This window comes from Bacteroides sp. MSB163 (assembly GCF_036416795.1).
GTDB classification, from domain to species: Bacteria; Bacteroidota; Bacteroidia; order Bacteroidales; family Bacteroidaceae; genus Bacteroides; species Bacteroides maternus.
On sequence record NZ_CP143867.1, the window covers coordinates 2,832,627 to 2,859,251 of the forward strand.

Consider the following 26,625-nt stretch of genomic DNA (forward strand, 5'->3'; position numbering starts at 1 on the left):
CAAAATTAGAAATTAGTTATCGTAAATCAAAGAATTTGATGCTTTTTCTACTCATCGGAGGCATTTGTATCTGGGAGATATATTCTGCCGGTTCAAACCGGATAGTAGGAGCTACCCGTATTTTAGAGCGGAATAAATCTTTAATTTCTTTGGCAAAGCTTTCGCTGTTCTCGTCACTGCCAATCCGAATCAGTATCTCGTCTGTACCTAACTTGTTGGTGTACACCTCAACAACATAGTTCTTTACCCGGGGAATATCATCCAATATGTCGAATAATGCAGGTGGATACAGAGTTGTTCCTTTGTATTTTATCATTTGTCCTTTTCGTCCCAGCACGGAACTTAACCGGATGGTGTTTCTGCCACATGCACAAGGTTCCGTATATTGGTAACAGATATCTCCGGTTTTGAAACGAAGTAAAGGCATGCCTTCCACCCCTAAGGTGGTAATGGTTACTTCTCCCGGTTCTCCTTCTTTCACCGGAAGGTTCTTGTCATCCAGAAATTCTACAATGATAAGCTCGGGTTGCAGGTGTCCGCCATGGAATTCGGAACATTCGGTGAAGGACGATTGCATTTCCGTAGAGGCATAAGTGGAATAGAGTTGGAGTGACGGCCACTTTTCGCTGATACGCTGTCCAAGGGTGTTCAATGTAAAGTCAGGGTTGCGCAGTGCTTCGCCGATACATACACACTTCTTCATAGAACAGGTGTTATGATCAATTTGATTTCTTTCGGCAAACTCTATCAATTTAATAAGGAATGAAGGAACGACCATGCCGCAGGTAGGGTGAATACGGTGAATGGTATCCCATTGCAGTTCCGGTATACCGTTGCCTACACGGGCTACTCCCATACCGAGCTCTCTGGCTCCCAAGTAGTACGCCAGCCCTGCCATGAAGCGGCGGTCTATGGTAGTCATCAGTTGCAGTATATCGTGTCGGCTGCATCCGGCAGTATTGAAAGACAAATACTCGTTGTATGCCAGACGGTCCAGATCTTTGGAGGTCAGTACAAAAGTAACCGGATCTCCTAAAGTTCCGGAAGTGGTGACATAGTCGATAATATCATCCGGGTCTACACAGATGAATTCACTATTATGTAGTTGCAGGTCTGTTTTGGTGGTAACGGGAATTTGTTGGAGGTCTTCTATCTTCTTGATTCGGGTGATGTCTATGGAATGTTCTTTGAACATTTGCTGATAGAAGCGGGAATGTGCCTGCAAGTAAGCCAAGGTTTCAGTGAGTCTGGCTTCCTGATACAATTTAATCTCTTCGGGAGAACGAAACTGTATGTTTGGATTCTTTTCCATATTATTGGTTTTTGTTGATTTTTTGTTGGATTCGTACTTTTTCTGCTTGTTTGGGTATGGGCATTGTTAATGCTTTCTGCCAATAGGTTATAGCTGTATCTGTTTGTTGTATTGCAGCATAATAATCTCCCAATACTTCGTAAACGTAATAGAATGAAGGATTGGATGCTTCATAAAGATTCAGGACTTTTGTTTCTATTGTTTCTTTCCGTTGGGTCTTTTCCCGGATGAGCTTCGTTAGCTGTTTATAAGCCATGAACTGTTTGTAGCTTGCTTGCCTGATAAAGTTGTCTTCGGGAATAGTCAGATTCAAAGTGGCGATTTCGTGATGGAAATCTATGGTATCGCTGAATATTTTGTTCAGATCGTATGCCATATACTTGCCGCATTGCCAGGGAGAAGTGGATACATACATGATCTGCTTCTCTGGCAGGAAAATAACAGAGTGATGGGCTATGAGTTGATTGATAGCCATTTCATTACCCATGCCCAAATCAATATTGTCCAATCCTTTTTGGTTGCGGAGTATGGAAACAGCTTTCATCGGGTCGATAGAATTATTCTCTTTCAACAGTTCTTGCAGACGGGCAAAACGATAGGGACTATCGGAAGTAGCAATGTTTTCCTGATTGCGTTCATCGTTGCGGAAGGTCTCTGATTGATAATGGTTTGTACAAATAATCTGATTACCGCCACTCGTAAGGAGTGCCGTTTTCTCCGGTGACTTTTCAATGATAGCGGCTCTGCCATCCCGCGCAGAACCGATCAGTATGGATTCGGAAACAAATGTTTTCCGCTTCAAGGCGATGGCATAAGCTTCATCAATTGTTGAGGCATATTGCAGTATCTCTCTGGTCAGGATAGAGATAGGAGTGGCGGAAGCAGTCGGCATGTCCGATTTTGCAGCATTGATAGTCACCGTGAGTCCGGTTTCATTCATACCCGAAAGTACTCCAATCATGCCCGGCCAACCCACAGATGCAAATTTATAGCCTTGCTCGGGCTGATAAAAAGATACCAGTTTGTTGTGTGCAAACTTATCCCCCATGTAAAAATCAAAATTGCGTCCTATGATGAGGGAAGAGTCGGCACTGTTTTCTTCCCAGGTGGCAAAGGAACTGCAACCTACCAACATGTAATCTTGCATGGCATGTCCCAGATCGTGAGCCGAATGATAATTGAGCTGGCGTTCGTAGGGAGTACCGATAAAGTCGTACTCATGGGTACAGGAGAGCGAAATGCCATAAATTTCATCTCTGAACTCTTCCGGGACATTCTTTCCTAAATTACGGTTGAAAAGTACGATGAAGAAGCGGAGGAATTTAAGATAGTTGTCAGAAGGTACGATTTCGCGTATCTGGTCAACGAAGACTTTTTCCTGATAGTATAGCAAATCAGAAGAAAGTTTGCCTATGGCCTCACCGCGCTGGAATGCATCGCCACTCACCTTCAATTCCCACAGACCACTGTTGCTTTGCCGCAGATAATTGCCTGCATACTCCCGAAGACTATCTGTCTGTACCAATTCTCCGTTGGCTTTTGGGGAGTAGTCGGGAGTCAGCATATCCGCAGAGAAATAGAGTATGCTAACAAAGAGGATAATGGTAAGGAGAAGCACCCCTATGCCACATGCCGTATATTTAATTGTTTTCTTTACTATCTTATGCATGGCCTATTCGTTTAGCTAAATATTCATGTCCGAGTAATTCGCCACAAGTGATGATGGAGGTTAATGTTACTCCTAAAGCACCGTGGACGTTCAGGTTTTGTCCTGTGAGAAATAAGTTTCCCAGTTTGGTTCGGGTGGAAACAAAGCCGATTTGCGGACATTTGTAATCTTTGATAATTCCATAGGCGGAACCGTCGCAAGTACCCGTAAAGTCTCTGTAGCTAAGTGGAGTAGTGGTATACATAGTCTCGATGTGATCGGTAAAATCGATCCCGTGGCTTTTGATGAACTCCAACAATTGCCTGGCTTTTTCTATTTTGAAGGCTTTATAGTCTTCACCTCGTTGTTCGGGAAGTGTATCCTGCCAGGCGGACAGTTCATCTATATACATGGGAGTCAGAATGGAAATGACATCTGCATAATCACTGTTGCGGGAAGATGCTTGTGTGGAGATCATGCAATTGGTGGTATATCCCATATTGACTTTCTTATCATACCATACATCGTTGTCTCCATGCAGATAGAGGTTCTGATTCTGATACGGGTAACTTTTCTCTTTCATAATCAGATAAAGAGTGAAAATGCCGTATGTGTTTTCTAAAGAATTGATACGGGAGATATAGGCATTTTTGATACAGCGGGTTTTGTCCAGCAAGGTTAATGTTTGTTTGGGGTGTACGTTAGAGATGATGTACTTGCTTTCTATCCGCTCTGCATGGTTTATCTCTACCCCTGCTACCTGATTGTTCTCTACAATGATACGGGTGACTTCACTGTTGTTCAAAACTGTTCCGCCATGAGTGCGTATTACATTTATCATTTCAGAGGCCACTTGCATACTTCCGTCAATGAACCGATAGGCTCCTTGTATGTAGGAGTTGTTAATCATGGCGTGTTCATAGAAGTTGGAATGTTCTCTTAAACCACCATACAGAAGTGCCGAGCCGGCTAATACCGATTGCAAATCAGGATTGGTGGTAATCTTATCTATCATTCCTGCTGCTGAGGTATTGAAGAACTTCATTCCTTCAGTAGAAATAATACCTTTCTTCAGATTGTCCACACTGATCAGGTTGCCTACTTCTTTCAGTAACATTGTATATTGCCGGAGATTTTCTTTTTCGTGAGGAAATGATTGGCAAAGGGTATCGGTAAAGCGTTCGTATCCCATTGCGTAATCATATACGCGATTCTTATAGAAAATCTTATCAAAAGCATTTTCATCCAGTTTCCGGACTTTGAGGTGCCCCATGATTCCTACATACCGGAAAAACTGATTCATGACTTGTCCTTCGTCCAGACTACCTATGTAATGAATTCCTGTATCCAACAAATGTCCTTTCCGGCGATAGGTCTGAAAGCATCCTCCAAACAGTTCGTTCTTTTCGAGCACACATACGTTATACCCTTCTTTACTAAGTATGGCTCCACATTCAAGGCCGCCTAACCCACTTCCGATGATGATGATGTCATACTTACTCATGGCAATTGCTTTTTAAGTATATAGATGGTATTTGATGTATATTTATCGTTTCGGATAGTCTTTACTTTCATTCCACACTCCCGGGCTATGCTTTGAATTTGAGCTTCGGAAGTGAAGCAGAGCTCATCCGTAGTGCGATTGAACTTGACAACTTGGGTAGAGAGAACTTCCGTGAGGCGGGTTAGCCGATGTTTATGGATCTCAGCGGAATTTCCATCACGTACGATAATCATTCCTTCAGGCCGAAGAAGATTGGCGCATTTCACTAACAAGTCATGTTGATGTTCATAATTCATGTAATGCAATACGTCATTCAGGATGAAGACATCACTTTCCGGGAACTCATAAACCGATGCGTCAGCATGTTCAAAGCGAAGGTTTTCGCCACGAAGCCAGCCGTGTTGAGCTATAGCTATTTTATCTTCGTCATAATCGATTCCTACTATTTGCCTTTCTTTGGATATCATAGACAGCATATAACACAGAGGACCCAGACCACAACCGATATCCGTAATCTGTCCATTCATCGGAATCAGTTGATTGAATAACTGGTAATTGTGTTCCATCTTTACTTTGATGCGGATGTACCACTCGATGACAGGACTTTTATAGATATAGTTCAGTACCAATGCCTCATAAAATGCCGGATTTGCCGGTGTATTCTTTTCCAGACAAATACGTGCATATTCTTCTTTCATGTAGGAAGAGATGCGCTTGGTACGTTCCTGATAGGTAGTTCCGAATGAATCATCGTTATAAAGTATGCGAGGCAATATTTTAGAGTAAATAATGCCTTTGCGGACATAGAAGGGTTGTGCCTTGGCTATAATCTCTCCATTGCCGTATAGCAGAATAGGAATAATATCCAATTGCAGAGTTTCTGATAAATAGAAAGCACCTTTATGGAAACGTTTCATCTTGCCGTCATAGGTCCGGGTACCTTCGGGGAAGATGGCGATGGAGTATCCTTCTCTTACTTTTTCCCGCATCCGTTCCACACAAAGTTCATATCCTTCGTCTACATGGAAGAAACCTGCATATTGAATAATTTTTCCAAATACCGGAGAGTTCCATACCCAGTGATTGGTTATCATGATAATCTTCGGGGAAAAAGATAATAACTCCAGGATATCAATGAAAGACTGATGGTTAGCTATTATGATAGCCGGTTTTTTGAATGTCTCATTGGTTATGTTGATGTGTTCTTTACGTACGAATGTTGCCACTACCAATATACCTTTGCAAGTAATGTTGATAATCCGGCAAACAAGCTGCTGCTTATAACCGCGGCGTACCGGAATGAGGTATAATAAGAAAATGAAAATTCTCAGAATTATACATCCTGTAACGAAGAGCATGAAAAGGATGATTGTGCGGAGTAAGCCTATCAAAGTATACGGGGGTAATCCCTTAGAAGCCGGTTTAGCAATAAAGAACTGGAAAATAATAGGTTGTATGGTATAGGCTATTAATACTACCGCAGCCATTCCAAGGATGGAAATCAGTGAAATGGATTGCAGGGCGGGATGTTTGGCAAATACTAAAGTTCCCATTCCCACAACGGCTGTGAATGCAGAGAAGAAAATAGCCGTCTTATGAGAATTCAGGATCGTTTTTCCTGTCCGGTATTTGTTTTGGAGTCCATCCATGATGAAGATACTGAAGTCGTCTCCGATACCGAAAATGAAAGTAGAGAGGATAATATTGATAATGTTGAATTCGATACCCAGAATCCCCATCAGACCCAAAATAATGGTCCAGCTGATGAGCATGGGCAGGAAACTGATCAGGGTTAATTCTATACGCCCGTACGAAATCAATAGGGCCAGGAATATAAGGAACGAAGAAATATAAAGTATCAGGTAAAAGTCGTTATTGATAGCAGAGACCCATTGATTAGTGAAATAACTTCGGTCGAAGACTACAACATCCGTATTATCCTTGAATTGTTGATAGACTTCTTCCTTGTTATCATCAGTGATGCGTACCTGGGTAACGAGCATCGTGATGGAGTCAGCACTTGTTTGCCATTCGTTCAGTAGGGTAGTGGCAATGCTATTTGTGTCGTCCTGATAATTATAGGGCTGGAATGGATGTTCTAACCATTGGTAAAATGCATTGAAACTACCTTCCCGGAAGTGATAGGTATGGGCGGCGTCTTCTATGTATTTGCGAATAGTTGGTATCTTTCCCGACTCTCCCCAATACTGGTTCCATTGTTCCAGACGCTTTTGCTGTTCTTCCGGTGAAATCAAGAATTGCTCGGCAGATGCATACGCTTTAATAAGTCCCCGCTCTTTAAAAGCGGATAAGTGCTGATTGGTATTTATATAACTCTTGAGTGCTTCCGTCATGTTCTTACCTACGCTGACAAAAAGTACGGTTTTCTCTTGGACATTGAAAAGCTGTTCCAGTTTTGCCTCTGCCTGTTTTAAGTGCTGAGGTTCATAGTTGAGGCTCATCATGTCTTCGTTAAACTTGACTTTCTGTGAAGTAAATAAGCCGATGAGGGTAATAATAACGATACCACCTACTAACCATTTGTTCTTTTCATAAGGATAGGCATTGATTTTTTCAATAAAGCGTAAGACCCTGCCTTGCTTCACATCAGCTTGTCCTTTCAGAAAATGTGGAAGGTAAATAAGACAGAAAAGAGTTGTACCGATAAGTGCCAGAGAAGCAAACAAACCGAAATCACGCAGTAGTTCGGAAGTGGTAAAAGTAAGTCCGAAGAATGCGCCTATTGTAGTGAAACTGCCTACTGTAAGCGGATAAGTTATTTCTTTAATCAATTGCTGGACAGTAGAAACATGATTCTGATGAGCCAGCATGTGTATGGAGTAACTCAGCGCAATACCCAGAATAGCCGATCCGGCACCTACGGCAATTGCAGAAATATATCCCTGAATAAAGTAGATCAGGCATAAAGCGAACAATCCCCCGAATAAAACGGGAGTGACAATGAGAGGGATTGATTTCTTGTGCTTAAACACCAGCGAGATGAAAACAATGATAATCAGCAGTGCGATCGAAGAAGTAATAATGGTATCCTTTTTAATCTGTCGCGCATTATAGACGCTGACCGAGGGACCTCCAAAGTAAGATGCGCGAATGGAAGGATACTCTTTCTGAATCTGTTGAAGTTCATTTTCAAGTATCCGGATCAGATTTTCATTCTCACCGGTACTTCCTGTTCCGAATACCGGAGTCATAAACATCAGCAATGTATTTCCATCCTTCGAAAAGATGTGTCCGTTGTTGATTTCATAATTGGTTTCCAACTGAAAATCCTGCAGATGCTTTAATACGTTATTTCCAAGTCCTAACGGGTCTCTTTGTATATAACTTCTCAATGCTATACCTGCGGGAGAAAGAAGGTTGGTATAGTTCTTTCGCATCATGGCTTCTATGCCTTCCTGCGTTAAGAGTGAGTCGAAGTGCTGATAGTCTTTTTCCGTCAGGAACAGCGGAAGATTTTCATAAACAAAATCTGTTGCTTTTTCAATGGTTGTTTCATCTACTTCCGAAAAGATATCTTTAATCCAGGTTTGGTTAGACTCTTCTAATAAGTTTTGTTTCAGTTGGTCTCCGGCCTCTATCATTAAATCCAGAGTTACTGAAGAGTCGGCAGGAGAGATTAAGATGATAATCTTATCCTTTATTTTTAGGTTATCAAATACTTTGGTGATGTTCTGGCTGTTTTTCTTATCAGGAAAGAAACGGGTCACATTCTCTTCAAACCTGACTTGCCAGGCGAAGTACCCCATAAAAAGGACACAAACACAGAGTGACAAGTAGAAGAGAACTTTGTGTCTTTGAAAATAATTATATAGTCTGATAAAGAACTGAGTCATGTTGTTTTCGGCCTTCTGTATATAGTAAGCAGGCTGATCGTTATAATACCTGCCAGTATACTACAAGCGGTTGCAAAGATAACACTTCCAATTAAATATTGCTCTAAAACCGATTTCACATTTTCATATGAAATATTGGTAAGATGGAGTTCAACCGGCCTGTTCAGGACTTTACATCCTGTCAGGTAACTGCCATATAACAGGAAAGGAATCATAGGAGGAATACTGATATTAGCTGCTACAATGGCTATTACTTTGTTGAGTTTAAGCACATGAGCCAAAAACAAAGTGGCAAGCATCTGGTATCCCCAAATCGGGACTATTCCCATAAATACACCTAACATAATGGCATAGGTAATCTTTAGATTCGATTCTTCGGACTGTGTAATGTGAGTCCGGAAGAATTTCCGGCAATTACTCCAGGTTAGTTTCCGGAAGAAGTTACGCGGATAAATCCAGAGGAAAGTAATGAACACTAAGAAGGTATTCAATATGCTGATGCGAGTGAAATCCCGGAAAGGACGGAAATGGGAGACACGTTCTTCCTGGGGCGGATAATAGACATGTATGGGTATATTGCGGACTGTAGTTCCTCCCCATACTGCAAAGACCAGTACTTCAAGCTCAAATTCATATTTAGCGGTATAGTAGAATCTCTGCACATTGATTTTATGTAATGGATAGAGCCGGTAACCCGATTGGGTATCTTGAAGCTTTACTCCGGTTTCAAGTTTAAACCAGAAATTGGAGAATTTATTGGCAAAAGTATTCTTGCCCGGCATATTGTCCGAAGTCAGATTACGGGCACCTACCAGCAACGTGTCCGGATCTTTTTCTATTTCTTCCATGAAAATAGGAATGTCCGAAGCAAAATGCTGTCCATCAGAATCTATAGTGATGGCGTATCGGTAGTCGGCTGCTTTGGCCTGCTTCAATCCGTTCTTTAAGGCAGTTCCTTTTCCTTTATTGCTAGGATGAGTGATGATATGCAGGTTAGGATAGTTTTCCAGAAGAGTAGGGGTACTATCGGTAGAGCCGTCATTGACAACGATGATATCTTCTACATAGAAGAGTACATCTTCAATTACGGTAGTCAGCGTCTTTTCATTATTGTAGGTAGGTATAATAACTACAATACCAAGTTGCCTGGCTTTCTCATGCCATAGTTCCTCGCTACGTTCTTCCATATTTATTTGCCGATTAGTTGTGCTTTTAATTTGATACAGATATCTTTTGAGGATGCTCCTTCAGCCAGAATCTGGAATGTACCCGTTTCGTTATTCTTGATAGTCAATGTGAGCTTTAATTCCGGTGTTTCATTCGGATTAATAACAGAAAGAAACTTGCATGAGGCTATCTGCTTGTATTGCAGGGGAGCTTGCTGTATTTTCTCTATGCACTCCTTTATTATTTGCAGCATACAAACGCCCGGAACTACAGGTTGTTGTGGAAAGTGTCCGTTATAAATAGCATGTTGTGGGTTGAGCATGACTTGCACTACCCAGTCTGTTTCATTGATATGCTCAGAGTGCGTGACTTTATAGAAATTGGGAAGAAGTTCAGCCATATTAGTTTGGGTTTTCTTTTAATTTGTCCAACTGTATACTTAGTCGCAACCAGGGATGTTTGATTTTTATCTGTTCGGGATGTCCTGATGCGAACTCCGATAGATAGAATACTGATTTTCCGAATCCTCTGCCTGTGACTCTTTTTTCAAAGGTACCACTTTTCTTTTTGATACGGATATTCTTTCCACTTAAAAATAGATTCTTGAAGTCTGTTTCCAGTAATTGTAGCATTTTCTTTTTCTTCATGGGCTCTATGCAGCTGTTGACGTGAAATTCATTTTCCCGGAGTGAAAAATCAAAAAGACTGAGGCCGAAGTAAGTAGATGCCAATATTCTTATTTCATTATCCGGCAATTTCCGTACAATTAATAAACCGCTGAAGTGATGCTTCATGAAGTCTAACTGCATATTGTATTTTTGCGAATATTCTTCAGCGCAAATGATAGGTGTCACATAAGATGTGGCATCTCCTGCTATTGTTTTTGAGGAGCCGCAGGAAGTGAATAGATACAGAATAAAGATCAGATTAGTGAATAGAAAACTTTGTTTCATCTTTCAAAGCATTAAATCTCTTGTTGTAGAACTCATATTCCGTACAATTGGTGGCTGTTTCGGAAAGACGTAATTTGTAAACCGACATATCTTTCTTATCCAGATATATCTCAATTTCCGAAATATAGGCTTGTATGGCTTTATTGACCGGCTTAATCTTCACTATATAATAGGAATCATTTTCAAAATATTCCAGTTTGTAATCGGAAGACATTTTTGAGAGATCGCCTATCATGCAAGCTGTGAGCATATCTTGCATTTGATTCATCATCTTATTGGCAGTTAGGCTCATAACGCTCTTTTTACCGTCCGATACAATTTTAAGCCGGGAGTCGTTTATCACTATTAGGTAGTTGACGGGTTGGGCGTATTCCATACGTATTTTGCCACTCTTTTGATAGTAGAATTTTCCTTTGGAGGTTACCTTCTCATCCAGAATATCCAGGTACTTCACTTGTGTAAAGTCACTTTCAATGGACTGCATGGCTTGTGCTTCCTTTGCCAGACGGTTTTCAAAATCCTGGGTATGGATTAGCTTCTTCATTGTCTGGGCATGGGTATAGGAAATACCCAATATGATTGATAATATTATTAGTATGGTTCTCATAATGCTTTTATAACATGCTGTCCAGACGGACAACTGTATATCCCTGTTCTTTAATTAAGTTAAGTATCTTTTTTAATAGCAGGTCACTGTCCGGCATCCGATCGTGTAGAAGGATGATAGAACCGGGGCGTAACCTTCTCTGGATACGCTTCAAAACTTTCTCTTTGGAAGGTTGCAGTGTATCGAGTGTTCTGATATCCCAACCAACAGGAGTGTATCCCAATATACGGACAGCTTTTGCTATAGTAGGATTCGTGACTCCAAACGGTGGGCGGAATAACTTGATTTTCTGCGAAGTTACTCGTTCTAATGCAAACTGGCAAGCTTGCAAGTCTTTTTTCATCCGCGACAGGTTGTACAAGGGAAAATGATTGGTGTGAGTAAAAGAATGATTACCAATCAGATGTCCTTCGTAGATGATTTGTCGGATCAACTCTTCATTCTCCTGCACTTTGTGACCGATGCAGAAAAAACAAGCCGGTGTTTGTTGTTCTTTGAGTACTTGCAATACTTTGGGAGTTTGTATCGGGTCCGGTCCATCATCAAAGGTGATAGCTACAATTTTCTCTTCAGTCTGTTTCTTGCAAAATACCTTGAGATAGATGTTAGAACGGATGTTGCAAGATGCATAGACTAGAAAGATAATCAGTAATGTGATCAGGATTTCCACTATCATTGTCTTTTCCGGATTAAAATAAGTGAATGGTTAATGGAGTGATAATGATTATATATCAGAGCTGTCTGTCCCGGATTTAGATTCTCTTCAAAAGTTTTAGCTACTTTCCATAAAGCAAAGGAAGATGCTGTAGGATATTCACCACATTCATTCTTAAAGGTGGTATATGCTGCTGTGGGAAACAGGCTGTTTTCTAAATCAGTATACAGGGTATCTTCTTTCGGGTTTCCATTTTTACCGGTAACAAACCAGTCGACTTGTCCGGCTGTTAATCGGTTGCTTTGCAAAAAGCGATGAATCTTTTCAGCTACTTCCTGTGTACTGTTCACATGAATAAAAGTTGATATACCGGCAAGTTCAGCTAATGTGGATTCGGTGGCTTCTCGTCCCAGCAGGAAGAACTGAGCACCTTCGCCTGCTTGTATGCCCCTTAGCAGTCCCAGACGTTGTTGTATAGTGTGACTGTTAGGGGTAATCTCATCAATAGCTCCTACGAGAACGTTTTCGTTACCTTCCCAGATTCTCATCATGCCGTCCAATAGTGCACTTTCGAAACTTAATCCCCGATGCACATACGTCATGTTGTAAGCGTGTATCTGGCGGAGTAATGCTATTTGGGCTCCGATGGTGTTGAAGGTTGACTGGATAAAGGGTGTCGGATTCAGTAGTTGTTCTTCATTCTCAATGATTGTATTCAGGAACTTCTCTGTATCTGCCAGGCATCCGAGTCCGGTTGCGGTGATGATCGCATGTACTTTTTCGGAAGGTAGGGTACTGATACATTCCAGTCCGCAGGCAACTCCCATTTTGATGATCCGGCTCATACGCCTCCGTAGTGTGGCATTTGTGATAATACTCTTGTAGTCCGGTTCGTTGGCGGATAAATAAGGGGATTCTCCGGAAGCAGTATCCGCGTGAATAGAAGCAATATGATTGATATAGACAGGTAGCATCATTTCTCTTTTAATGTGGAAAACAGGATCGAAGAATCATTTCCACCGAATCCAAAAGAATTCGATAGTACATTACGAATGAGTAGTCCCTCGCGGAATGAGGTTTCGGGCATCAACTTGTTTTCTGCTATAGGTTCTTTGAAGTTCAGATTGGGAAAGATGCAACCATGGTATACGGAGAGAACAGAATAAACCGCTTCAATTCCTTCCGAAGCCCCTAATGTATGACCAATAAACGCTTTGACAGAACTGAACGGAGGTATTTTATCACCAAAAATCCGCCGGATAGCAAGTCCTTCTGAAAGATCATTACTTGGAGTTCCTGTGCCATGTACATTGATATAATCAATCTCTTCGGGAAGAATTTCACTCTTAGCTATGGCTTCTGTCATAGACCAGAATGGTCCGTTTCCTTCGGGTGAACTGCCGGTCTGATGAAAAGCTTCATTCACATTCGAATATCCGCTTAATAAGCAATAAGGCTCTTTCCGGAGTAATTTCTCTGATTGAAGGACAATATATCCGGCTCCTTCTCCTAAATTGAGGCCTGCACGGGATGCATCAAAAGGACGGCAGTGTTCCTTATCCAAAATCATAAGTGAATTGAAACCGTTGAGGGTAAACTTGCACAAGGCATCCGTACCTCCTACAATGGCGGCATCCAGTTGACCGTTCCTGATCATGCGGGCTCCTAACATGATAGCATTAGCTGCTGATGAACAAGCTGTACTGATAGTGGTTATAAAGTCATTTACTTTCAGATAATCCGCTATCATTTCAGTACTTGCACCGCAGTCATGAGAGATGACTTCCCGTAATCTTCCTTTTCTATTGTCCTTTTTAAAGGCATTGTAGAAATGTTCACTCAAATCCATACCGCCTACAGAGGTGGAAGAAATGAAACCTACACGCAAAGTATTCAAATCTAACCGGGCGTCATCGATTGCTTCCCGGGCAGCTAACATGCCTAATAAGGCTGTCCGGGAAAACGTTTTTTGTATATCTAAAGAGAGTAACTGTTTTAGTTCTTCATTACTGTATTTTACTTCTGATACGGGTACATTCAGTTCCGTTGGGAAAAGGGTTACTTTCCCCATGCCATGCTGATGTTTCCTGAGTGAAGCTATATTTTCTGCAACACCCAGACCAATACCTGAAACAACACCTAAACCGGTTACATATATCTTCATTATTTCTGATTTTCAGAGATATAGTTAGCTAATGTACGTATTGAGTAGAAAATCTGTTTCCCTTCTGCAGGATTCTTTATTTTGATTCCATAGTTACGCTCTAAAATAAGAATAATTTCAAGTGCGTCAATAGAATCAAGTCCTAAACCACCGTCACCAAACAGAGGCTCATTGGGATCAATCTCTTCGGGTGTGACTTCTTCAAGATTCAGTTCTTCTATTAATTCTCTTTTTAGTTTTTCTATTAATTCTTCCATATCAATGTTGTACTTCTATTAGTTTAAAATCAGCTTTATACTTTTCCATTAAAAGGTTGCACCATCCGGTGATGCAAGCTTTTAAATTACCTTTCTTCATTACAATTCGTGCATATTCTTCCAATTTGTCTGCATCGAATTCTTTTTCTATGAAGAAAGTATTTTCTCCTTGTATTTTATGACGGATACATATCTCACCAGCTACAACGTTAGGCAGAGTGTATACAAATACCGTCGGACTGGCTGCATGGTCACCTTCCTGATTGATAATCATCTGATGACGAATATCCGTATTCAGTGAGGCGGCAGCATTAACCAGCAATATACCTATTTCTTCCGGCTGAAAGTTTTTCTCCTTTAACAGATATTCAACAGCAGTATATCCCAGTTTGCAAAGGTCGTCCATTTTGTAGAATTTCATGTTACTTCCACCTGTATTTTTATATGCTTCGCGGATAAACTGCGCAAAGTTTGGGGCAGATGATGAAAAAACGGTCTCTCCATTCATACTTAAACAGCTATTCTCAATGGAAACAGTTGCGGTTGTATGAACTGTCACCGGTGATTGTACTCTTGAGGGCTGTTTCTGATATGCGGGAAGTGTCAATACGATAGCAGCATTACAACCTCCGAAACCGGATGCTGTTTTGATACAATGCTTCATGGGTATTTCCTGATGGTCAGCTTGCACCAGAATAGGCATGCTGACACCGGGCTTTTCATAGCCTAACGTGCCGAATAGTACGTTTTCCTTTAGTTCGTGAATACAGATAATAGATTCAATCACTCCCGATGCCCCTAAAGTATGACCGAAATAAGATTTCAAACTATGAACCGGAACGGTTTCCAATCCGGCTAAATGAATAGCTTTCGATTCCATTTCATCGTTATAGACAGTAGCCGTTCCATGTGTATTCATGAAACTAATGTCTTCGGCAAGGACTGCGGCTTCTTCCATGGCCTGCCGTATGGCGAAGTAAAGTCCGTCTCCTGTACGTGACGGACCTGAAATATGATTGGCATCGTTACTAATGGCTCCTCCGGACAGGATGATATCTGTATCGTTTCCTTCCGAACTCAGCAGGATAGCACCACAAGCCTCTCCTAAATTGAGTCCGTCTCTCCGGGCATCATAAGGGCAGCATCTTTCGGAACTGATGGATCTGAAAGATAGAAATCCGCTGGTAATGAAGTGGGAGAGGATATCACCTCCCGCTACTATGACTTTTTTGTATCTGCCGGATTCGATCCACCGCTTTGCTACAATCAAAGCGGATACTCCTGATATGCAGGCATTAGAAATAACTTCTACCCGGTTGCCGGCCTGAAAATATTCGCTTATTCTTTTCCCCATTTCCCATAGATGAACTCTGATATCAAGGTCGTCGGGATGATTGGGCAACAGGTCGATATTACCTTTAGTAGTGGATAGGATGAGGCCGCAGTCTTCATCCGCCAGATTCATTTCGGAATGGGACAGAATATCCTGAATGGCAAGTATGAATAGTTGCTCCAAGCGTGTGTACGTACCCAATTTCTTTGCTCTTTCCCATTGTTCCGGTTGAATCGTGGCAGCTAATATAGAAGTATCAGATATGATTCCTGCTTCATGTCTGGTGATTCCGCTCTGATATTCCCGGATTGCTTTTATATTTTCCCGGGTATTTGCACCTAAAGAACTGATCAGAGTATCTGCTGTGATATATACAGTTATAGAATGTTCCATTTCCTTTTCCACTCCTGATAAAAAGCCGGAGTTGCTAACTCCAGCTCCCTGTTAGTATTTAGAAAAACCTGAGTCGTACTTCCGGTGGCGACGATATTGTTGTCTGTAGCCCGGTATAGTACATATTCGAATTTAATCTTGGCAGCTTCACAAGAAATGTATCGAGTTTCAATGATAACTTCTTCACCGAAGGATAAGGATTGCTTAAATTGGCAATTTAATTCAACGATGGGTACCATATATCCTTCACTGTAGATATCCATATATCCTAAACTATAATGCTTCCCGAAAGACTCTCTTCCATCCTCAAAATAACGTACATATTCACCATGCCATACAATTTGCATGGAGTCTATTTCACTGAAACGTACCTTTATTGTGGTGCGGTCAATGAGTGCAGGTGTATGCAGATTTGTTTTTTGCCTCATTTCTTATCTAAAAATATTTTCATCCGGCATTCTGCAATCACTTCTTCCGTAGTACTTACACAAGCAGATACCAAAGTAATGTCGAATACCTCCTGAATAACCGTAATTTCAGTGGATAATTCCTGTCCTGTCTCCGGTAAACGATGAAGGGTTAATTTATCTACCGAACCGATAAAGCCTAAGGGTACCGGTTCATTTTTTTGTAAATAGATATATCCGATCCGTGCCGCTGCCGATTGGGCTATATGTTCAATAATACCTGCTTCCTGCAATTTACCTTCCTGGCAGAAGATATTATCGTCAGTGACTGTGAGACCTGAATAGGAACAATTATCTTCAATGCCACAGAATGAATCTACCATAATGGTTGGCGGTCGTTGTGGTATCAGGTTCAGGATTCCTTCACCGGATATGATAGGAGTTCTTTTCATTTCAGCTTACATTTTACAATACTGTGTCCCAATCCCAGGTTATCATATATTTCCTCTATTTCCAACCCTGATTCTTGAATGCACCGTGCCATATCGTCGGAGTGATACATTTTGCTGTTACCATTTGCCATGGCGGTAAAGTATATACTGATCTGTGTCAGGCAGTAAGCAGCAGTTTCGAACTTCTGTCGGTCCCAGAATGTTTCCATAATGTAGAGTCGCCCTTCTGTAGACATGGACTGAGCAGCTCGTGAGAGTATACTGATAACTTCTTTCTCGGAAAAACAATCCAGAAACTGACTCATCCAGATCGCATCAAAACCTTTCGGGAAAGGTACATTTTCATCGAGAAGATTTACACCATGTCCATGAATACGCTCGTGGCCGGAAATTTTTTCCGTCTTTTGCTTCATCATTTCCAGTTGTTGGGGTAAATCCATAATGGTAACTTCTACTTTCTCGTTGTATTGTACACATTTGGTAGCCCATCTACCTGTATTGCCTCCTACATCGAGCAGAGTTCGGGGAGAGTGGCTGAATACGATTTCGAGTGCTTGGTCGAAAGAATTGTCCGAATAAAAATGGTCGAAGCCGAACCAGCTTTTCTGTACCTGCCCGGGTAAGTCGGATAATCCCTCGTAAATAGTAGGCCAGTTTCCCAGTTCTTTCAAACCTTCGGGGCGGCCATTTACCAAAGCTTCTTCCAGGTGGAACAGACCTTTGTAATTGACGTCCTGATTAAAATTCATGTTCACTTGTGCCATCTCATCGTTCAACAGAAACCATCCGGCCTTTGCCAGTATATATTGATCGTCTTTTACCAATACAGTACCTATGGTGAGGGAGGCTTCCAGTAGAACTTGTGCTGCATATCTGGATAATTCGGTTTTCTGGCTGATCTGTTCCAGTGACAGACCTTCCCGATTATCGGATAGCAGGCGGAAAATACCGAATTTCAGCATCAGGCGTGAAACCTGAAATACGACGGGGCCAAAAGCGATTTCCTGGGCCAATCGCTGTGCTTGCACAGCGGTGAATCGCTCTTTGGCATATCTTTTTTGTAATGAAGGGAATAGTTTCATTCTGTTGATTTTTGTTTATTCAGACGGGTTCCAGAAAGAATAATAGTTAAACCATTGTTCGGGATATTGGCCGATTATTTTTTCCAGAGCATTCACATATTGTTCCAATAATAATTGTTCTGCTCTTTTCTCTTTCGAACCGGACACTTGCTCTGCGAGTATAAAATGGAAATGATAGGTTTGTTTAGCCTCCCGCATGGCAAAATAGAAGACTACCGGAACTTTCATCCGCGATGCCAATAGGAAAGGACCGATTGGAAAACGTGCTTCGTGTCCCATGAACTTGCAAGTCAGCAGTTTATCTGCATTCAGATAGCGGTCTCCTTGAAAACAGACATATTCTTTATGATCCAGTGCCTCTGTAATTTTAAATATATGTGCCAGATTATCTTCGTTGACTGGTATAATCTTGTAAGGTTGCTGCTGCCCGTTCTTTTTCAGTATTTCTTTAATTTTTTGATGTTCGGCATCGTACATCACCACATTCATTTTCTTGCTGTAGTCATTGAAAAAGGGAGTTCCGATTTCCCAATTACCAACATGTGCACCGATCATGATTACTCCCTGATCTCCATCCAATACATTTAGAAACTCCTGATAGTGGTTGAATTTGAAATGATACTTGTCGATCATTCCATTTCCAATGGCTACCTTGTCTATAAGTATCTGTCCCAAACGATAATAGTTGTTCAGCAATAGTCCCACCGACTGTATGCGGTTCCGTTTTAAGATACGACGGGCATATTGCCAGATACTCTTTGTTGCTTTCGGAGCGAACGGAATAAAATAAAGAACAATCAGAGACAGAAAACCATAAGCGGCTTTTACACCACAATACCTGATCAGGTAAATGAAAAACAGGTATCCGGATACACCGCCACGGGTTTTACCTTTCCACATCTTGTTTATTCGTTTTTGTTTTCGGCCATACGTATGATAACGAGATTATAGAAGTCCTGGAACGTTTTGATTCCGACAAAATCTTGCCCGGTTACATTAAAACCGAAGTTCTTTTCAATCAACACTACCATATCTACCAAGTCCAGACTGTCTAACTCAAGGGTTTGCATGAGTGGAGCATCAGGCTGGATAAGATCGATATCTACTTCAAATTCCTCGGATAAGGTTTCTCTTATCTTTTCAATGATTTCTTCGTGGGTCATACTTATATTACTTTACTTTTTTAATAATTAATGTAGAATTGGTTCCTCCGAATCCGAATGAGTTTGAGAGGAATGTATCAAATTCCATATTTACTCGTTGGGCGGGGATATTAAGTTGGGCAGATGCTTCATCCGGCTCTTCGAAATTCAGATTGGGAGCAATGAAGTTATTTTGCATCATTAAAGTAGAATAGATTACTTCACTGGCACCTGCCATCCACATTTCGTGACCGGTCATAGACTTGGTGGACGTCACGTATGGGCGATGTCCTTCAAATACTTCCGCTATGGCTTTTGCTTCATTCAAATCACCTATTGGTGTAGAAGTGGCGTGCGCATTGATGTATTTAATTTCATCCAATGCGATTCCGGCATTCCGGGTGGCCATTTCCAATGAACGCTTTGGCCCGTCTATATTAGGAACAGATATGTGATCTCCGTTGGATGAAAAACCGTAGCCGATAATTTCTGCCAGTATGGGGGCTCCTCGCCTGACAGCTGATTCATAACTTTCCAGTACCAGGCTGGCGCCACCTCCACTGGGTACAAGCCCGTCCCTGCTTTTATCAAAAGGTCTGGATGCTTTCTGGGGTTCAGCTTCACGGTTGGAAAATGCGCTTAACCCATCGAAACTACCCACTGAGAATGGATTTACTTCCTGTGCGCCACCACAAAGAATGCAGTCCTGCAATCCCGATTTGATAAGCAGATATCCCATGCCAATAGCGTGGGAACCGCTTGCACAAGCACCGGAGATTGTGAAGTTTACTCCTCTGAGTTTAAAGATGACCGACAGGTTCATCGACACAGTTGAATTCATCGACTGGAAGATAGAACCGGAACCTACCAGAACGGTATTCTTCTTTTTCCGGATAATATCCACAGCATTAATAATCGGTGCAGTGCTACTATCATTTCCATAGAGCACTCCTACTTCGTTCGCTTCCAGGAATGCTTCATCAATACCTGCATTTTTGAAGGCTTCCACACTTGCCAGATAGGCATATTCTCCTTGTTCAGGCAGGCAGAGACGTTTTCGTCTGTCCAGCATCTTTTTGAGATCAGGACGCTCCAACAAGCCGGTCAGTGCAGACAGATATCCCATCTCTTTCCGTTGAGGATCAATGCCGATGCCCGATTTACCGTTATATAATGAGTCTGTTACTTCGCTCAGGTTTTTGCCTATGCATGAGTAAATCCCCATTCCTGTAATGACAACTCTTCTCATGTATGCAGTCCTCCATTGATTGAAATAACCTCACCTGTAATATAAGATGCATTGGGAGATACTAAGAAACTTACGAGATCAGCTACTTCTTCCGGTTCGCCGAAGCGTCCGGCAGGGATATGTTTTTTCCATTCGTTCTCGTTGATATCTTCGGTCATTTCCGTGCGGATGAATCCGGGAGCCACCGCATTGACGGTCACGTGCTTCTTCGCCACTTCCTGAGCTAATGCTTTGGTAGCAGCAATGACACCTCCTTTGGCGGCAGAATAATTGGTTTGTCCTGGCATGCCCTTGATTCCTGATAATGAAACGATGTTGACAATGCGTCCGAAACGTTTGACAAGCATGTTCTTAAGCAATGCCTGGGTGACATAAAAGAAGCCGTTCAGGCTGGTGTTCAGTACCCCGCTCCATTCTGCTTCGGTCATCCAAAGCATCAGATTGTCTTTGCGGATGCCTGCATTATTTATCAGCACCTCGATATATTCATCCGGGTGTTGTTCGCTCCAGTTATTTAAAGCTTCGGATACTGCCTTTGGATCAGTGACATCGAACTTCAATAATTCTCCGGCGCCTCCGTTTTCACGAACTAATTGCAGTGTGTTTGCCGCTTCCTTATCGTTACTTTGATAATTAATCAGCACGGTATATCCCATTGCTGCCAACTTGATGCTGACAGAACGTCCTATACCTCGGCTTCCGCCTGTTATTAATGCGTATTTCATTTATAAATTGAATTTCTTATTTTTCAAGTATTCACTCATAGCCTCTATTTCCTTGTACTTGGGAGTGTCCTGGGTAAATACAGGGAAAAATGCCCGGATCTCATTGTATACGCAACGCGATTCCGTACTGAGCTTTTCCTGTATCTTTAAGTAATCTACAGCCTGTACGATACCCATAAATAGGATGCTCATAACCTGGAAAGAATTCTCTATGACTGTTTTGGCTATTAACGCAGAATTAGTTCCCATGCTTACAATGTCCTGATTATCATTGTTGTTTGGGATACTGTGTATATACATGGGATTAGATAGTGTCTGACACTCGGCTGTTGTGGAAGTAGCTGTAAATTGTGAGGCTTGTAACCCATAATTCAATCCTAATACTCCCAGATTGACAAATGGAGGAAGTATTCCGTTGATGCGATCATGGAACAGATAATTCAACTGGCGTTCACTTAGCATTGTCAGTTTCGTTATGGTTATTTTCAGTTTATCCATCTCAAAAGAGATGTAATCACCATGAAAGTTTCCGCCATGATATACATTTTGGGTTTCCGGATCAACAATCGGATTGTCGCAAGCTGAGTTGATTTCGTTTATCAATACTTCTTCTGTATTTATAAGAGTGTCATAAACCGGTCCCAATATCTGTGGAGTACATCTTAACGAGTAATAAGGCTGCACTTTATGTTCAAAAATCTTTTCTTCATGTTTCTGTCCGTACAATTCATTCTCTCTTTTAAGAGTACATTTACTGTCGGACATCCAGACTCTCATCATTTCAGCTATCTTTTGCTGCCCTTTATGAAGTTTGGCATCATTTAGTGGTTGGGAAACAAAATCATCATACGATGCGGCAATTTCATTCATCATTACCGAGGCGCATACGGACCAGTTGAGCAATTGGCGGGCATAAATCAAGTTAACAATGCCAATACCTGTCATAACAGAAGTGCCGTTTGTTACTGAAAGCCCCTCACGGATATGTATGGAGAAAGGTTTGAGATGATTCTTTTCAAGTACCCGGGCAGTAGGTTGTAGCTGCCCTTGATAGAACACTTCTCCTTCGCCGATCAGCGTCAACGCTATATGCGCCAATTGCACTAAATCGCCACTGGCACCTACACTGCCATGCTCCGGTATATACGGAAAAATATCCAGGTTAATGAACTTGACGAGTAGTTCGACCAGCTCTGTATGTATACCTGATTTCCCTTGAAGAAAAGTGAATAATCTGGCAATCATTGCTGCTTTCACATAAAGAGGAGGCAATGGTTTTCCCGCTCCGGTAGAGTGGCTCCTGATGATGTTGTATTGTAATTCCGTTAATGATTTATCTTCAATCCTATATTGAGCCATAGGACCGAACCCTGTATTAATTCCGTAAATAATTTTATCACTGGAGAAATCCTTCAAGAAACGAAAACTCTTATCTACTTCTTGAATACATTCATCGGAAATAATTACTTTTTCATCATCAAACAGTAGCTTCTGGAGCGTTCCCAAATTTATATATTTGCCGACTATCATAGTATACTTCATTGATATAGACTGCAAAAATAGCTATTTTATATCAATAATAGATGTCTATGCAAAATAAAACTTTTTTCTGCAAGGTGGTTTTTGCCGGACTTGAATATATTGTAAATAATGTTATTCAGTAACAGCTTCCAACAATTTTATCTCATGACTGGTATCATTCGTATTACAGCTTCCATTGAATTTAGCCTGTGATTCTATTTCCAATTTGGTGGTATAGATATTGCCCTGCATCACACAGTTGGCTTTCAGGGTGAGTTCTTCCTTTACGTATGCATCACCGATGATAGTTCCGTGAAGGCAAGCGTGTGTACAAGACAGGTTGCCGTGTATTTTTCCTTCCGGACCGATGACTATTTTTCCGGTACACCGGATATTTCCTTCTACAGTTCCGTCGATACGCATATCTCCATCGATGGAACAATCACCTTTAATTAAACTTTGACTGGAAAGCGTGGTTAATTTATTGCTTACCTTGTCATCTATTCCTTTTTTTGAGTTAAACATGTTAGTATGCTTTTATGGTTTCTTATCCTTCTACGCGGGTTACTTGCTTAATGTTTTGTATCTGTTTCAGATTATTGCAGATGGTTTTCACATCATCCACATCATGCACGTACAATTGGATGTTTCCTTCAAAAATACCGTCTGTTGTTTCGATGGACAACTTACGGATATTTACATTCAGCTGACGGGAAATAACCTGCGTTACTTCGTTTAGCAATCCCATGGCATCTATACCTTTTATATATATATTCACCAGGAAGGAGAGTTCCTTATGGGTATCCCACTCTGTAGCCAGAATACGGTTTCCGTAACTGCTCTTCAAACGTGCGGCGACGGGACACTGGCGTTTGTGGATAATGATACGGTCGTTTTCGTCCATATATCCCAGTACATCGTCCCCCGGAATGGGATGGCAACATTCTGCCATGATATAATTCTTCTGGATATTCTCTTCCGTCAGTTTCAGGATTTGCTTCGTATTGATTTTCTCCTTTTCTTGCAGTGGTTTTTCTTCAATCGGTTCTTTGTTGTCCTTGTTACCGCCGAACGAGAAGGTGAGAAACTTCTTCCAGTTGGTTCCTTGTTTCTCTTTCAGGGCATTTTTATCCAGGTCGCCCAATACGATCTTTTTATTGCCGATAGCTATCAGAAACTCGTCCCGGTTCTTCATATTATGGGCTTTTACCAACTTGTCTATCAACAGGTCGTCCAATCGCAGCTCTTCTTTTTTGAAGAATTCGTTCAGAAGGGTTTCGCCTTCTTTCTGGCTGTTCCTTTGCTCTTTGCGCAGGATGGCGGCTATTTTGGCACGGGCGCGGGCAGTAGTGGCAAATACTTCCCATTCCGGCTGTACGCGTTGTGATTTGGAAGTCAGAACTTCCACCTGGTCACCACTTTGAAGCTTGTGGCTCAGAGGGACAAGCTTATGGTTTACTTTTGCGCCGATACAGTGGCTACCGATGTCAGTGTGCAGGGAGAATGCAAAATCCAGTGCCGTAGAGTTCTGCGGCATAGTCTTGATTTCGCCTTTGGGAGTAAACACAAATATTTCCGATGCAAACAAGTTCAGCTTGATGGTATCGAGGAAGTCAATGGCATCCGGTTGCGGGTCATCAAGTATTTCTTTGATGGTGCGTAGCCATTTATCCAATTCGCCTTCATCTTCGCTGCCTCCGCCATCTTTATATTTCCAATGGGCGGCGAAACCTTGTTCGGCTACGTCATTCATCCGTTCACTGCGGATTTGTACTTCAATCCATTGCCCGTTGTTTCCCATAAGGGTGACGTGCAAGGCTTGGTAACCGTTGGCTTTGGGATGACTCACCCAGTCGCGCAGACGGTCGGGGTGGGGTTTGTATATTTTAGAGATGGAGACATAGATATCAAAACAATCGTTCAGTTCTTCGTCCGCATTTCGTGGTTCAAAGATAATACGTACGGCAAGTAAGTCATAGATTTCTTCAAACGGTACATGCTTGGTCTGCATCTTGTTCCAGATGGAATAGATGGATTTAACACGCGCGAGAATACGGAATTTCAGCCCCATTTTGTCCAGCTGGGCACGTATCGGAGCAGTGAAGTCATTGAATACTTTATCACGTTCGGTTGCTGTGGCTGCCAGCTTTTCTTCGATTTCCTGATACTCTTCGGGATGTTCGTACTTGAAACTCAGATTCTCCAGCTCTGTCTTTATCTTGTACAGTCCCAGGCGATTGGCGAGGGGAGCATAGATATACAATGTCTCGCCTGCAATTTTGAATTGCTTGTTGGGAAGCATCGAACCTAACGTGCGCATATTGTGCAGCCGGTCGGCTATCTTGATCAGGATTACGCGTATATCATCGGACATTGTCAGCAGCAATTTCTTGAAGTTCTCTGCCTGTGCCGAAGCGCGGTCACCGAAAATACCACCGGATATTTTGGTCAGCCCGTCTACAATCTGGGCGATCTTCGGACCGAATATGTTTTCTATGTCTTCTACGGTATAGTCCGTATCTTCTACCACATCGTGCAGCAAGGCGGCACAAATGGATGTAGAACCAAGACCTATTTCGTTGCATACAATTTGTGCCACGGCGAGGGGATGCATAATGTAGGGTTCGCCCGAACGGCGTTTGATGCCCTTATGCGCCTGATTGGCAAAGTTGAATGCCTTTGTTATGATTTCAATACGCTTGCGGTGTTTGGTTGCCAAGTAGTCGTTTAACAGTTGCTGGAAAGCCTGTTCAATCATTTCTTCTTCGACTTTTTCTTTATCTTTCTGGCCCACATTCTCTTCCATATCCTGTTCTCCTTTCTTCAGTTGCTGCAAAAATAAGCAATTTTCAACATCACGCAAGCATTTGTGCCTTTATTTATATATCTTCAATTGCTTTCCGGCAGAAATGTTGGTATTGCGCAATCCATTCCAACTCTGAAGTTGTTTGACGGTGACGCCATAGCGACCTGCGATGCCACCCAGTGTTTCGCCACTCCGTATCTTGTGGTAAGTCAGCTTCCCGTTGCCGGTTGTAGCGCGTCTTGCTGTAGAACGGGTTTCAGGGATGGCTACAGTACGGCGGTTTTTGAATAATTCATTAGAACGGTGGGCGTAGATGGTGTCCTGGCTGTCGATAAATGTGCTGATGTAATTCATCGGCAGGCGGAGGGTTTGCGCCTTGCTCTCACCGGGAATTATATTCTTTTTATACTGGGGATTAAGACTTTTGATTTCTTCCATGCTTACGCTACAGATATCGGCAAGCTGTTCGAAATGTAAGTTTTTTGTTACCTGTACTGTATCTGTCGCATCGGGAATGTTGGTTTCCATGGGGCAGATGTTGTGCTTACAGTAGTAGGTCATCACATAGTTGGCGGCGATAAACGCGGGCACATATCCACGGGTTTCTTTTGGCAGGAAGTTATAGATTTCCCAATAATCCGTTTTCCCTCCGGCACGGCGGATGGCCTTGTTGATGGTGCCCGGACCGCAATTATAGGCGGCAATCACCAGATTCCAGTCTTGGTAAATGGCATACAGATCCTTCAGATAGCGGGCTGCAGCCCAAGTAGCCTTGATTGGGTCGCAGCGTTCGTCAACAAGACTGTTGCTTTCCAGACCATACATTTTTCCGGTAGCCAGCATGAACTGCCACAGTCCGCAAGCTCCTGCACGAGAGCGGGCGGAAGGATTAAGGGCCGATTCGATAATGGGCAGATATCTGAGTTCGAGCGGCAGTCCGTAGGTGTCGAGTGCTTCTTCAAAGATAGGCATGTAGAAATTGCAGGCACTCAACATGAACGATACGTTATTGCGTAAACGTCCTGTGTACATATCTATGAATTTACGTACAATTTCATTGTATGGCATTTCCATCACGGCAGGGATACGGCTGAGACGGTCGATATAGACGGAATCACTGAAAAACGGATTCTCGGTAGAGGTACTGCAATCTTTGCCTAAATCAATATAATTCTTGGCTTTCCAGTCGTTGAGCAGGCTGTCCAGCGGATAGGTCATACTTGGAGGAAGTTCGATGCTTTCCTTTCTTTCCGTTCCGTTGTCGTGGATGAGTATATCCACGCTTTCTTGCGCTTGCACCTGGAAGGTGAAGAGTGACAGACAAAACAGGAACGGAGTGGCAATAAGCTTCTTCATATTTACAGATTTATTCTTCATGTGTGATTATTCTTTTG

At 42.1% G+C, this 26,625-nt stretch carries 24 protein-coding genes; all 24 read right to left on the reverse strand.

Going from position 1 to position 26,625, the window contains the following annotated elements:
• Positions 1-16 precede the first annotated feature (16 nt).
• The 24 genes from flxY to VYM24_RS10420 all read right to left on the reverse strand — a co-directional run bounded on the left by flxY (position 17) and on the right by VYM24_RS10420 (position 26,608).
• Positions 17-1,312: a flexirubin biosynthesis putative acyl-CoA ligase FlxY gene (gene flxY / locus VYM24_RS10305; protein ID WP_291600835.1), complete on the reverse strand. Its 1,296-nt coding sequence runs from the start codon at positions 1,310-1,312 to the stop codon at positions 17-19.
• Position 1,313: 1 nt separating this feature from the next.
• Positions 1,314-2,981, reverse strand: coding sequence for a C45 family peptidase (locus VYM24_RS10310; RefSeq protein ID WP_330942071.1), 1,668 nt, complete (start codon positions 2,979-2,981; stop codon positions 1,314-1,316).
• Positions 2,974-4,464, reverse strand: coding sequence for a phytoene desaturase family protein (locus VYM24_RS10315; protein WP_330942072.1), 1,491 nt, complete (start codon positions 4,462-4,464; stop codon positions 2,974-2,976). Before VYM24_RS10315 ends, VYM24_RS10310 begins: the two co-directional genes overlap by 8 nt.
• Entirely contained in the window at positions 4,461-8,318 is a 3,858-nt protein-coding gene (locus tag VYM24_RS10320; RefSeq protein ID WP_330942073.1) for a 1-acyl-sn-glycerol-3-phosphate acyltransferase, read from the reverse strand. Before VYM24_RS10320 ends, VYM24_RS10315 begins: the two co-directional genes overlap by 4 nt.
• Positions 8,315-9,505: a DUF2062 domain-containing protein gene (locus VYM24_RS10325; RefSeq protein ID WP_330942074.1), complete on the reverse strand. Its 1,191-nt coding sequence runs from the start codon at positions 9,503-9,505 to the stop codon at positions 8,315-8,317. Before VYM24_RS10325 ends, VYM24_RS10320 begins: the two co-directional genes overlap by 4 nt.
• Positions 9,506-9,507: 2 nt before the next feature.
• Entirely contained in the window at positions 9,508-9,885 is a 378-nt protein-coding gene (locus VYM24_RS10330; protein WP_299093463.1) for an ApeI family dehydratase, read from the reverse strand.
• A gap of 1 nt (position 9,886) precedes the next feature.
• Entirely contained in the window at positions 9,887-10,438 is a 552-nt protein-coding gene (gene lolB2 / locus VYM24_RS10335) for a flexirubin biosynthesis protein LolB2 (RefSeq protein WP_299093466.1), read from the reverse strand.
• Positions 10,413-11,045: a flexirubin biosynthesis/transport protein LolA2 gene (lolA2, locus tag VYM24_RS10340; protein ID WP_330942075.1), complete on the reverse strand. Its 633-nt coding sequence runs from the start codon at positions 11,043-11,045 to the stop codon at positions 10,413-10,415. The genes lolB2 and lolA2 overlap by 26 nt, the downstream gene beginning before the upstream one ends.
• Positions 11,046-11,052: 7 nt before the next feature.
• A complete protein-coding gene (locus tag VYM24_RS10345) occupies positions 11,053-11,721 on the reverse strand; it encodes a polysaccharide deacetylase family protein (RefSeq protein ID WP_299093470.1) in 669 nt (222 codons plus the stop codon).
• Positions 11,718-12,674: a beta-ketoacyl synthase chain length factor gene (locus VYM24_RS10350; RefSeq protein WP_299093504.1), complete on the reverse strand. Its 957-nt coding sequence runs from the start codon at positions 12,672-12,674 to the stop codon at positions 11,718-11,720. Before VYM24_RS10350 ends, VYM24_RS10345 begins: the two co-directional genes overlap by 4 nt.
• Positions 12,674-13,864, reverse strand: a complete 1,191-nt coding sequence (locus VYM24_RS10355) for a beta-ketoacyl-[acyl-carrier-protein] synthase family protein (protein WP_330942076.1) — start codon at positions 13,862-13,864, stop codon at positions 12,674-12,676. Before VYM24_RS10355 ends, VYM24_RS10350 begins: the two co-directional genes overlap by 1 nt.
• Positions 13,864-14,121 carry a phosphopantetheine-binding protein gene (locus VYM24_RS10360; RefSeq protein WP_118217082.1) on the reverse strand — a complete coding sequence of 86 codons (258 nt, stop codon included), beginning with the start codon at positions 14,119-14,121 and terminating at the stop codon, positions 13,864-13,866. The genes VYM24_RS10355 and VYM24_RS10360 overlap by 1 nt, the downstream gene beginning before the upstream one ends.
• Position 14,122: 1 nt before the next feature.
• Positions 14,123-15,847, reverse strand: coding sequence for a beta-ketoacyl synthase N-terminal-like domain-containing protein (locus VYM24_RS10365; RefSeq protein ID WP_299093478.1), 1,725 nt, complete (start codon positions 15,845-15,847; stop codon positions 14,123-14,125).
• Positions 15,832-16,275: an acyl-CoA thioesterase gene (locus VYM24_RS10370; RefSeq protein WP_044262459.1), complete on the reverse strand. Its 444-nt coding sequence runs from the start codon at positions 16,273-16,275 to the stop codon at positions 15,832-15,834. The genes VYM24_RS10365 and VYM24_RS10370 overlap by 16 nt, the downstream gene beginning before the upstream one ends.
• Positions 16,272-16,706, reverse strand: a complete 435-nt coding sequence (locus VYM24_RS10375) for a hotdog family protein (protein ID WP_330942077.1) — start codon at positions 16,704-16,706, stop codon at positions 16,272-16,274. Before VYM24_RS10375 ends, VYM24_RS10370 begins: the two co-directional genes overlap by 4 nt.
• The gene (locus tag VYM24_RS10380; RefSeq protein ID WP_299093483.1) at positions 16,703-17,788 is read right to left on the reverse strand and encodes a FlxJ family methyltransferase; all 1,086 of its coding nucleotides are present in this window, start codon (positions 17,786-17,788) and stop codon (positions 16,703-16,705) included. The genes VYM24_RS10375 and VYM24_RS10380 overlap by 4 nt, the downstream gene beginning before the upstream one ends.
• Positions 17,789-17,803: 15 nt before the next feature.
• Complete coding sequence (locus tag VYM24_RS10385) at positions 17,804-18,688, reverse strand: lysophospholipid acyltransferase family protein (RefSeq protein WP_299093485.1); 885 nt, start codon at positions 18,686-18,688, stop codon at positions 17,804-17,806.
• Between the two features lie 5 nt (positions 18,689-18,693).
• Positions 18,694-18,951, reverse strand: coding sequence for a phosphopantetheine-binding protein (locus VYM24_RS10390; RefSeq protein WP_299093487.1), 258 nt, complete (start codon positions 18,949-18,951; stop codon positions 18,694-18,696).
• Positions 18,952-18,958: 7 nt separating this feature from the next.
• Positions 18,959-20,179, reverse strand: coding sequence for a beta-ketoacyl-[acyl-carrier-protein] synthase family protein (locus VYM24_RS10395; RefSeq protein ID WP_330942078.1), 1,221 nt, complete (start codon positions 20,177-20,179; stop codon positions 18,959-18,961).
• Complete coding sequence (gene flxB, locus VYM24_RS10400; RefSeq protein ID WP_044262450.1) at positions 20,176-20,904, reverse strand: flexirubin biosynthesis SDR family reductase FlxB; 729 nt, start codon at positions 20,902-20,904, stop codon at positions 20,176-20,178. Before flxB ends, VYM24_RS10395 begins: the two co-directional genes overlap by 4 nt.
• On the reverse strand, positions 20,905-22,434 hold the full coding sequence (gene flxA / locus VYM24_RS10405) for a flexirubin biosynthesis tyrosine ammonia-lyase FlxA (RefSeq protein ID WP_330942079.1): 1,530 nt from the start codon (positions 22,432-22,434) through the stop codon (positions 20,905-20,907).
• A gap of 123 nt (positions 22,435-22,557) precedes the next feature.
• Entirely contained in the window at positions 22,558-22,950 is a 393-nt protein-coding gene (locus VYM24_RS10410; RefSeq protein ID WP_007212336.1) for a bactofilin family protein, read from the reverse strand.
• A gap of 22 nt (positions 22,951-22,972) precedes the next feature.
• The gene (locus VYM24_RS10415; RefSeq protein WP_291537676.1) at positions 22,973-25,231 is read right to left on the reverse strand and encodes a RelA/SpoT family protein; all 2,259 of its coding nucleotides are present in this window, start codon (positions 25,229-25,231) and stop codon (positions 22,973-22,975) included.
• 69 nt (positions 25,232-25,300) lie between these two features.
• Positions 25,301-26,608 (reverse strand): lytic transglycosylase domain-containing protein, encoded by a 1,308-nt coding sequence (locus VYM24_RS10420; RefSeq protein WP_299093495.1) that lies wholly within the window; start codon positions 26,606-26,608, stop codon positions 25,301-25,303.
• Positions 26,609-26,625: the final 17 nt, after the last annotated feature.

Bases quoted from the DNA above. Each gene is read 5' to 3' on its own strand.
- flxB (WP_044262450.1), bottom strand. From the start codon at position 20,904: ATGAAATACGCATTAATAACAGGCGGAAGCCGAGGTATAGGACGTTCT.
- VYM24_RS10365 (WP_299093478.1), bottom strand. From the start codon at position 15,847: ATGGAACATTCTATAACTGTATATATCACAGCAGATACTCTGATCAGT.
- VYM24_RS10375 (WP_330942077.1), bottom strand. From the start codon at position 16,706: ATGAAAAGAACTCCTATCATATCCGGTGAAGGAATCCTGAACCTGATA.
- VYM24_RS10320 (WP_330942073.1), bottom strand. From the start codon at position 8,318: ATGACTCAGTTCTTTATCAGACTATATAATTATTTTCAAAGACACAAA.
- flxY (WP_291600835.1), bottom strand. From the start codon at position 1,312: ATGGAAAAGAATCCAAACATACAGTTTCGTTCTCCCGAAGAGATTAAA.
- lolA2 (WP_330942075.1), bottom strand. From the start codon at position 11,045: ATGAGAACCATACTAATAATATTATCAATCATATTGGGTATTTCCTAT.
- VYM24_RS10380 (WP_299093483.1), bottom strand. From the start codon at position 17,788: ATGAAACTATTCCCTTCATTACAAAAAAGATATGCCAAAGAGCGATTC.
- VYM24_RS10325 (WP_330942074.1), bottom strand. From the start codon at position 9,505: ATGGAAGAACGTAGCGAGGAACTATGGCATGAGAAAGCCAGGCAACTT.
- VYM24_RS10370 (WP_044262459.1), bottom strand. From the start codon at position 16,275: ATGAGGCAAAAAACAAATCTGCATACACCTGCACTCATTGACCGCACC.
- VYM24_RS10410 (WP_007212336.1), bottom strand. From the start codon at position 22,950: ATGTTTAACTCAAAAAAAGGAATAGATGACAAGGTAAGCAATAAATTA.
- VYM24_RS10390 (WP_299093487.1), bottom strand. From the start codon at position 18,951: ATGACCCACGAAGAAATCATTGAAAAGATAAGAGAAACCTTATCCGAG.
- VYM24_RS10310 (WP_330942071.1), bottom strand. From the start codon at position 2,981: ATGCATAAGATAGTAAAGAAAACAATTAAATATACGGCATGTGGCATA.
- VYM24_RS10385 (WP_299093485.1), bottom strand. From the start codon at position 18,688: ATGTGGAAAGGTAAAACCCGTGGCGGTGTATCCGGATACCTGTTTTTC.
- VYM24_RS10345 (WP_299093470.1), bottom strand. From the start codon at position 11,721: ATGATAGTGGAAATCCTGATCACATTACTGATTATCTTTCTAGTCTAT.
- flxA (WP_330942079.1), bottom strand. From the start codon at position 22,434: ATGATAGTCGGCAAATATATAAATTTGGGAACGCTCCAGAAGCTACTG.
- VYM24_RS10420 (WP_299093495.1), bottom strand. From the start codon at position 26,608: ATGAAGAATAAATCTGTAAATATGAAGAAGCTTATTGCCACTCCGTTC.
- VYM24_RS10395 (WP_330942078.1), bottom strand. From the start codon at position 20,179: ATGAGAAGAGTTGTCATTACAGGAATGGGGATTTACTCATGCATAGGC.
- VYM24_RS10355 (WP_330942076.1), bottom strand. From the start codon at position 13,864: ATGAAGATATATGTAACCGGTTTAGGTGTTGTTTCAGGTATTGGTCTG.
- VYM24_RS10330 (WP_299093463.1), bottom strand. From the start codon at position 9,885: ATGGCTGAACTTCTTCCCAATTTCTATAAAGTCACGCACTCTGAGCAT.
- VYM24_RS10360 (WP_118217082.1), bottom strand. From the start codon at position 14,121: ATGGAAGAATTAATAGAAAAACTAAAAAGAGAATTAATAGAAGAACTG.
- lolB2 (WP_299093466.1), bottom strand. From the start codon at position 10,438: ATGAAACAAAGTTTTCTATTCACTAATCTGATCTTTATTCTGTATCTA.
- VYM24_RS10415 (WP_291537676.1), bottom strand. From the start codon at position 25,231: ATGGAAGAGAATGTGGGCCAGAAAGATAAAGAAAAAGTCGAAGAAGAA.
- VYM24_RS10350 (WP_299093504.1), bottom strand. From the start codon at position 12,674: ATGCTACCTGTCTATATCAATCATATTGCTTCTATTCACGCGGATACT.
- VYM24_RS10315 (WP_330942072.1), bottom strand. From the start codon at position 4,464: ATGAGTAAGTATGACATCATCATCATCGGAAGTGGGTTAGGCGGCCTT.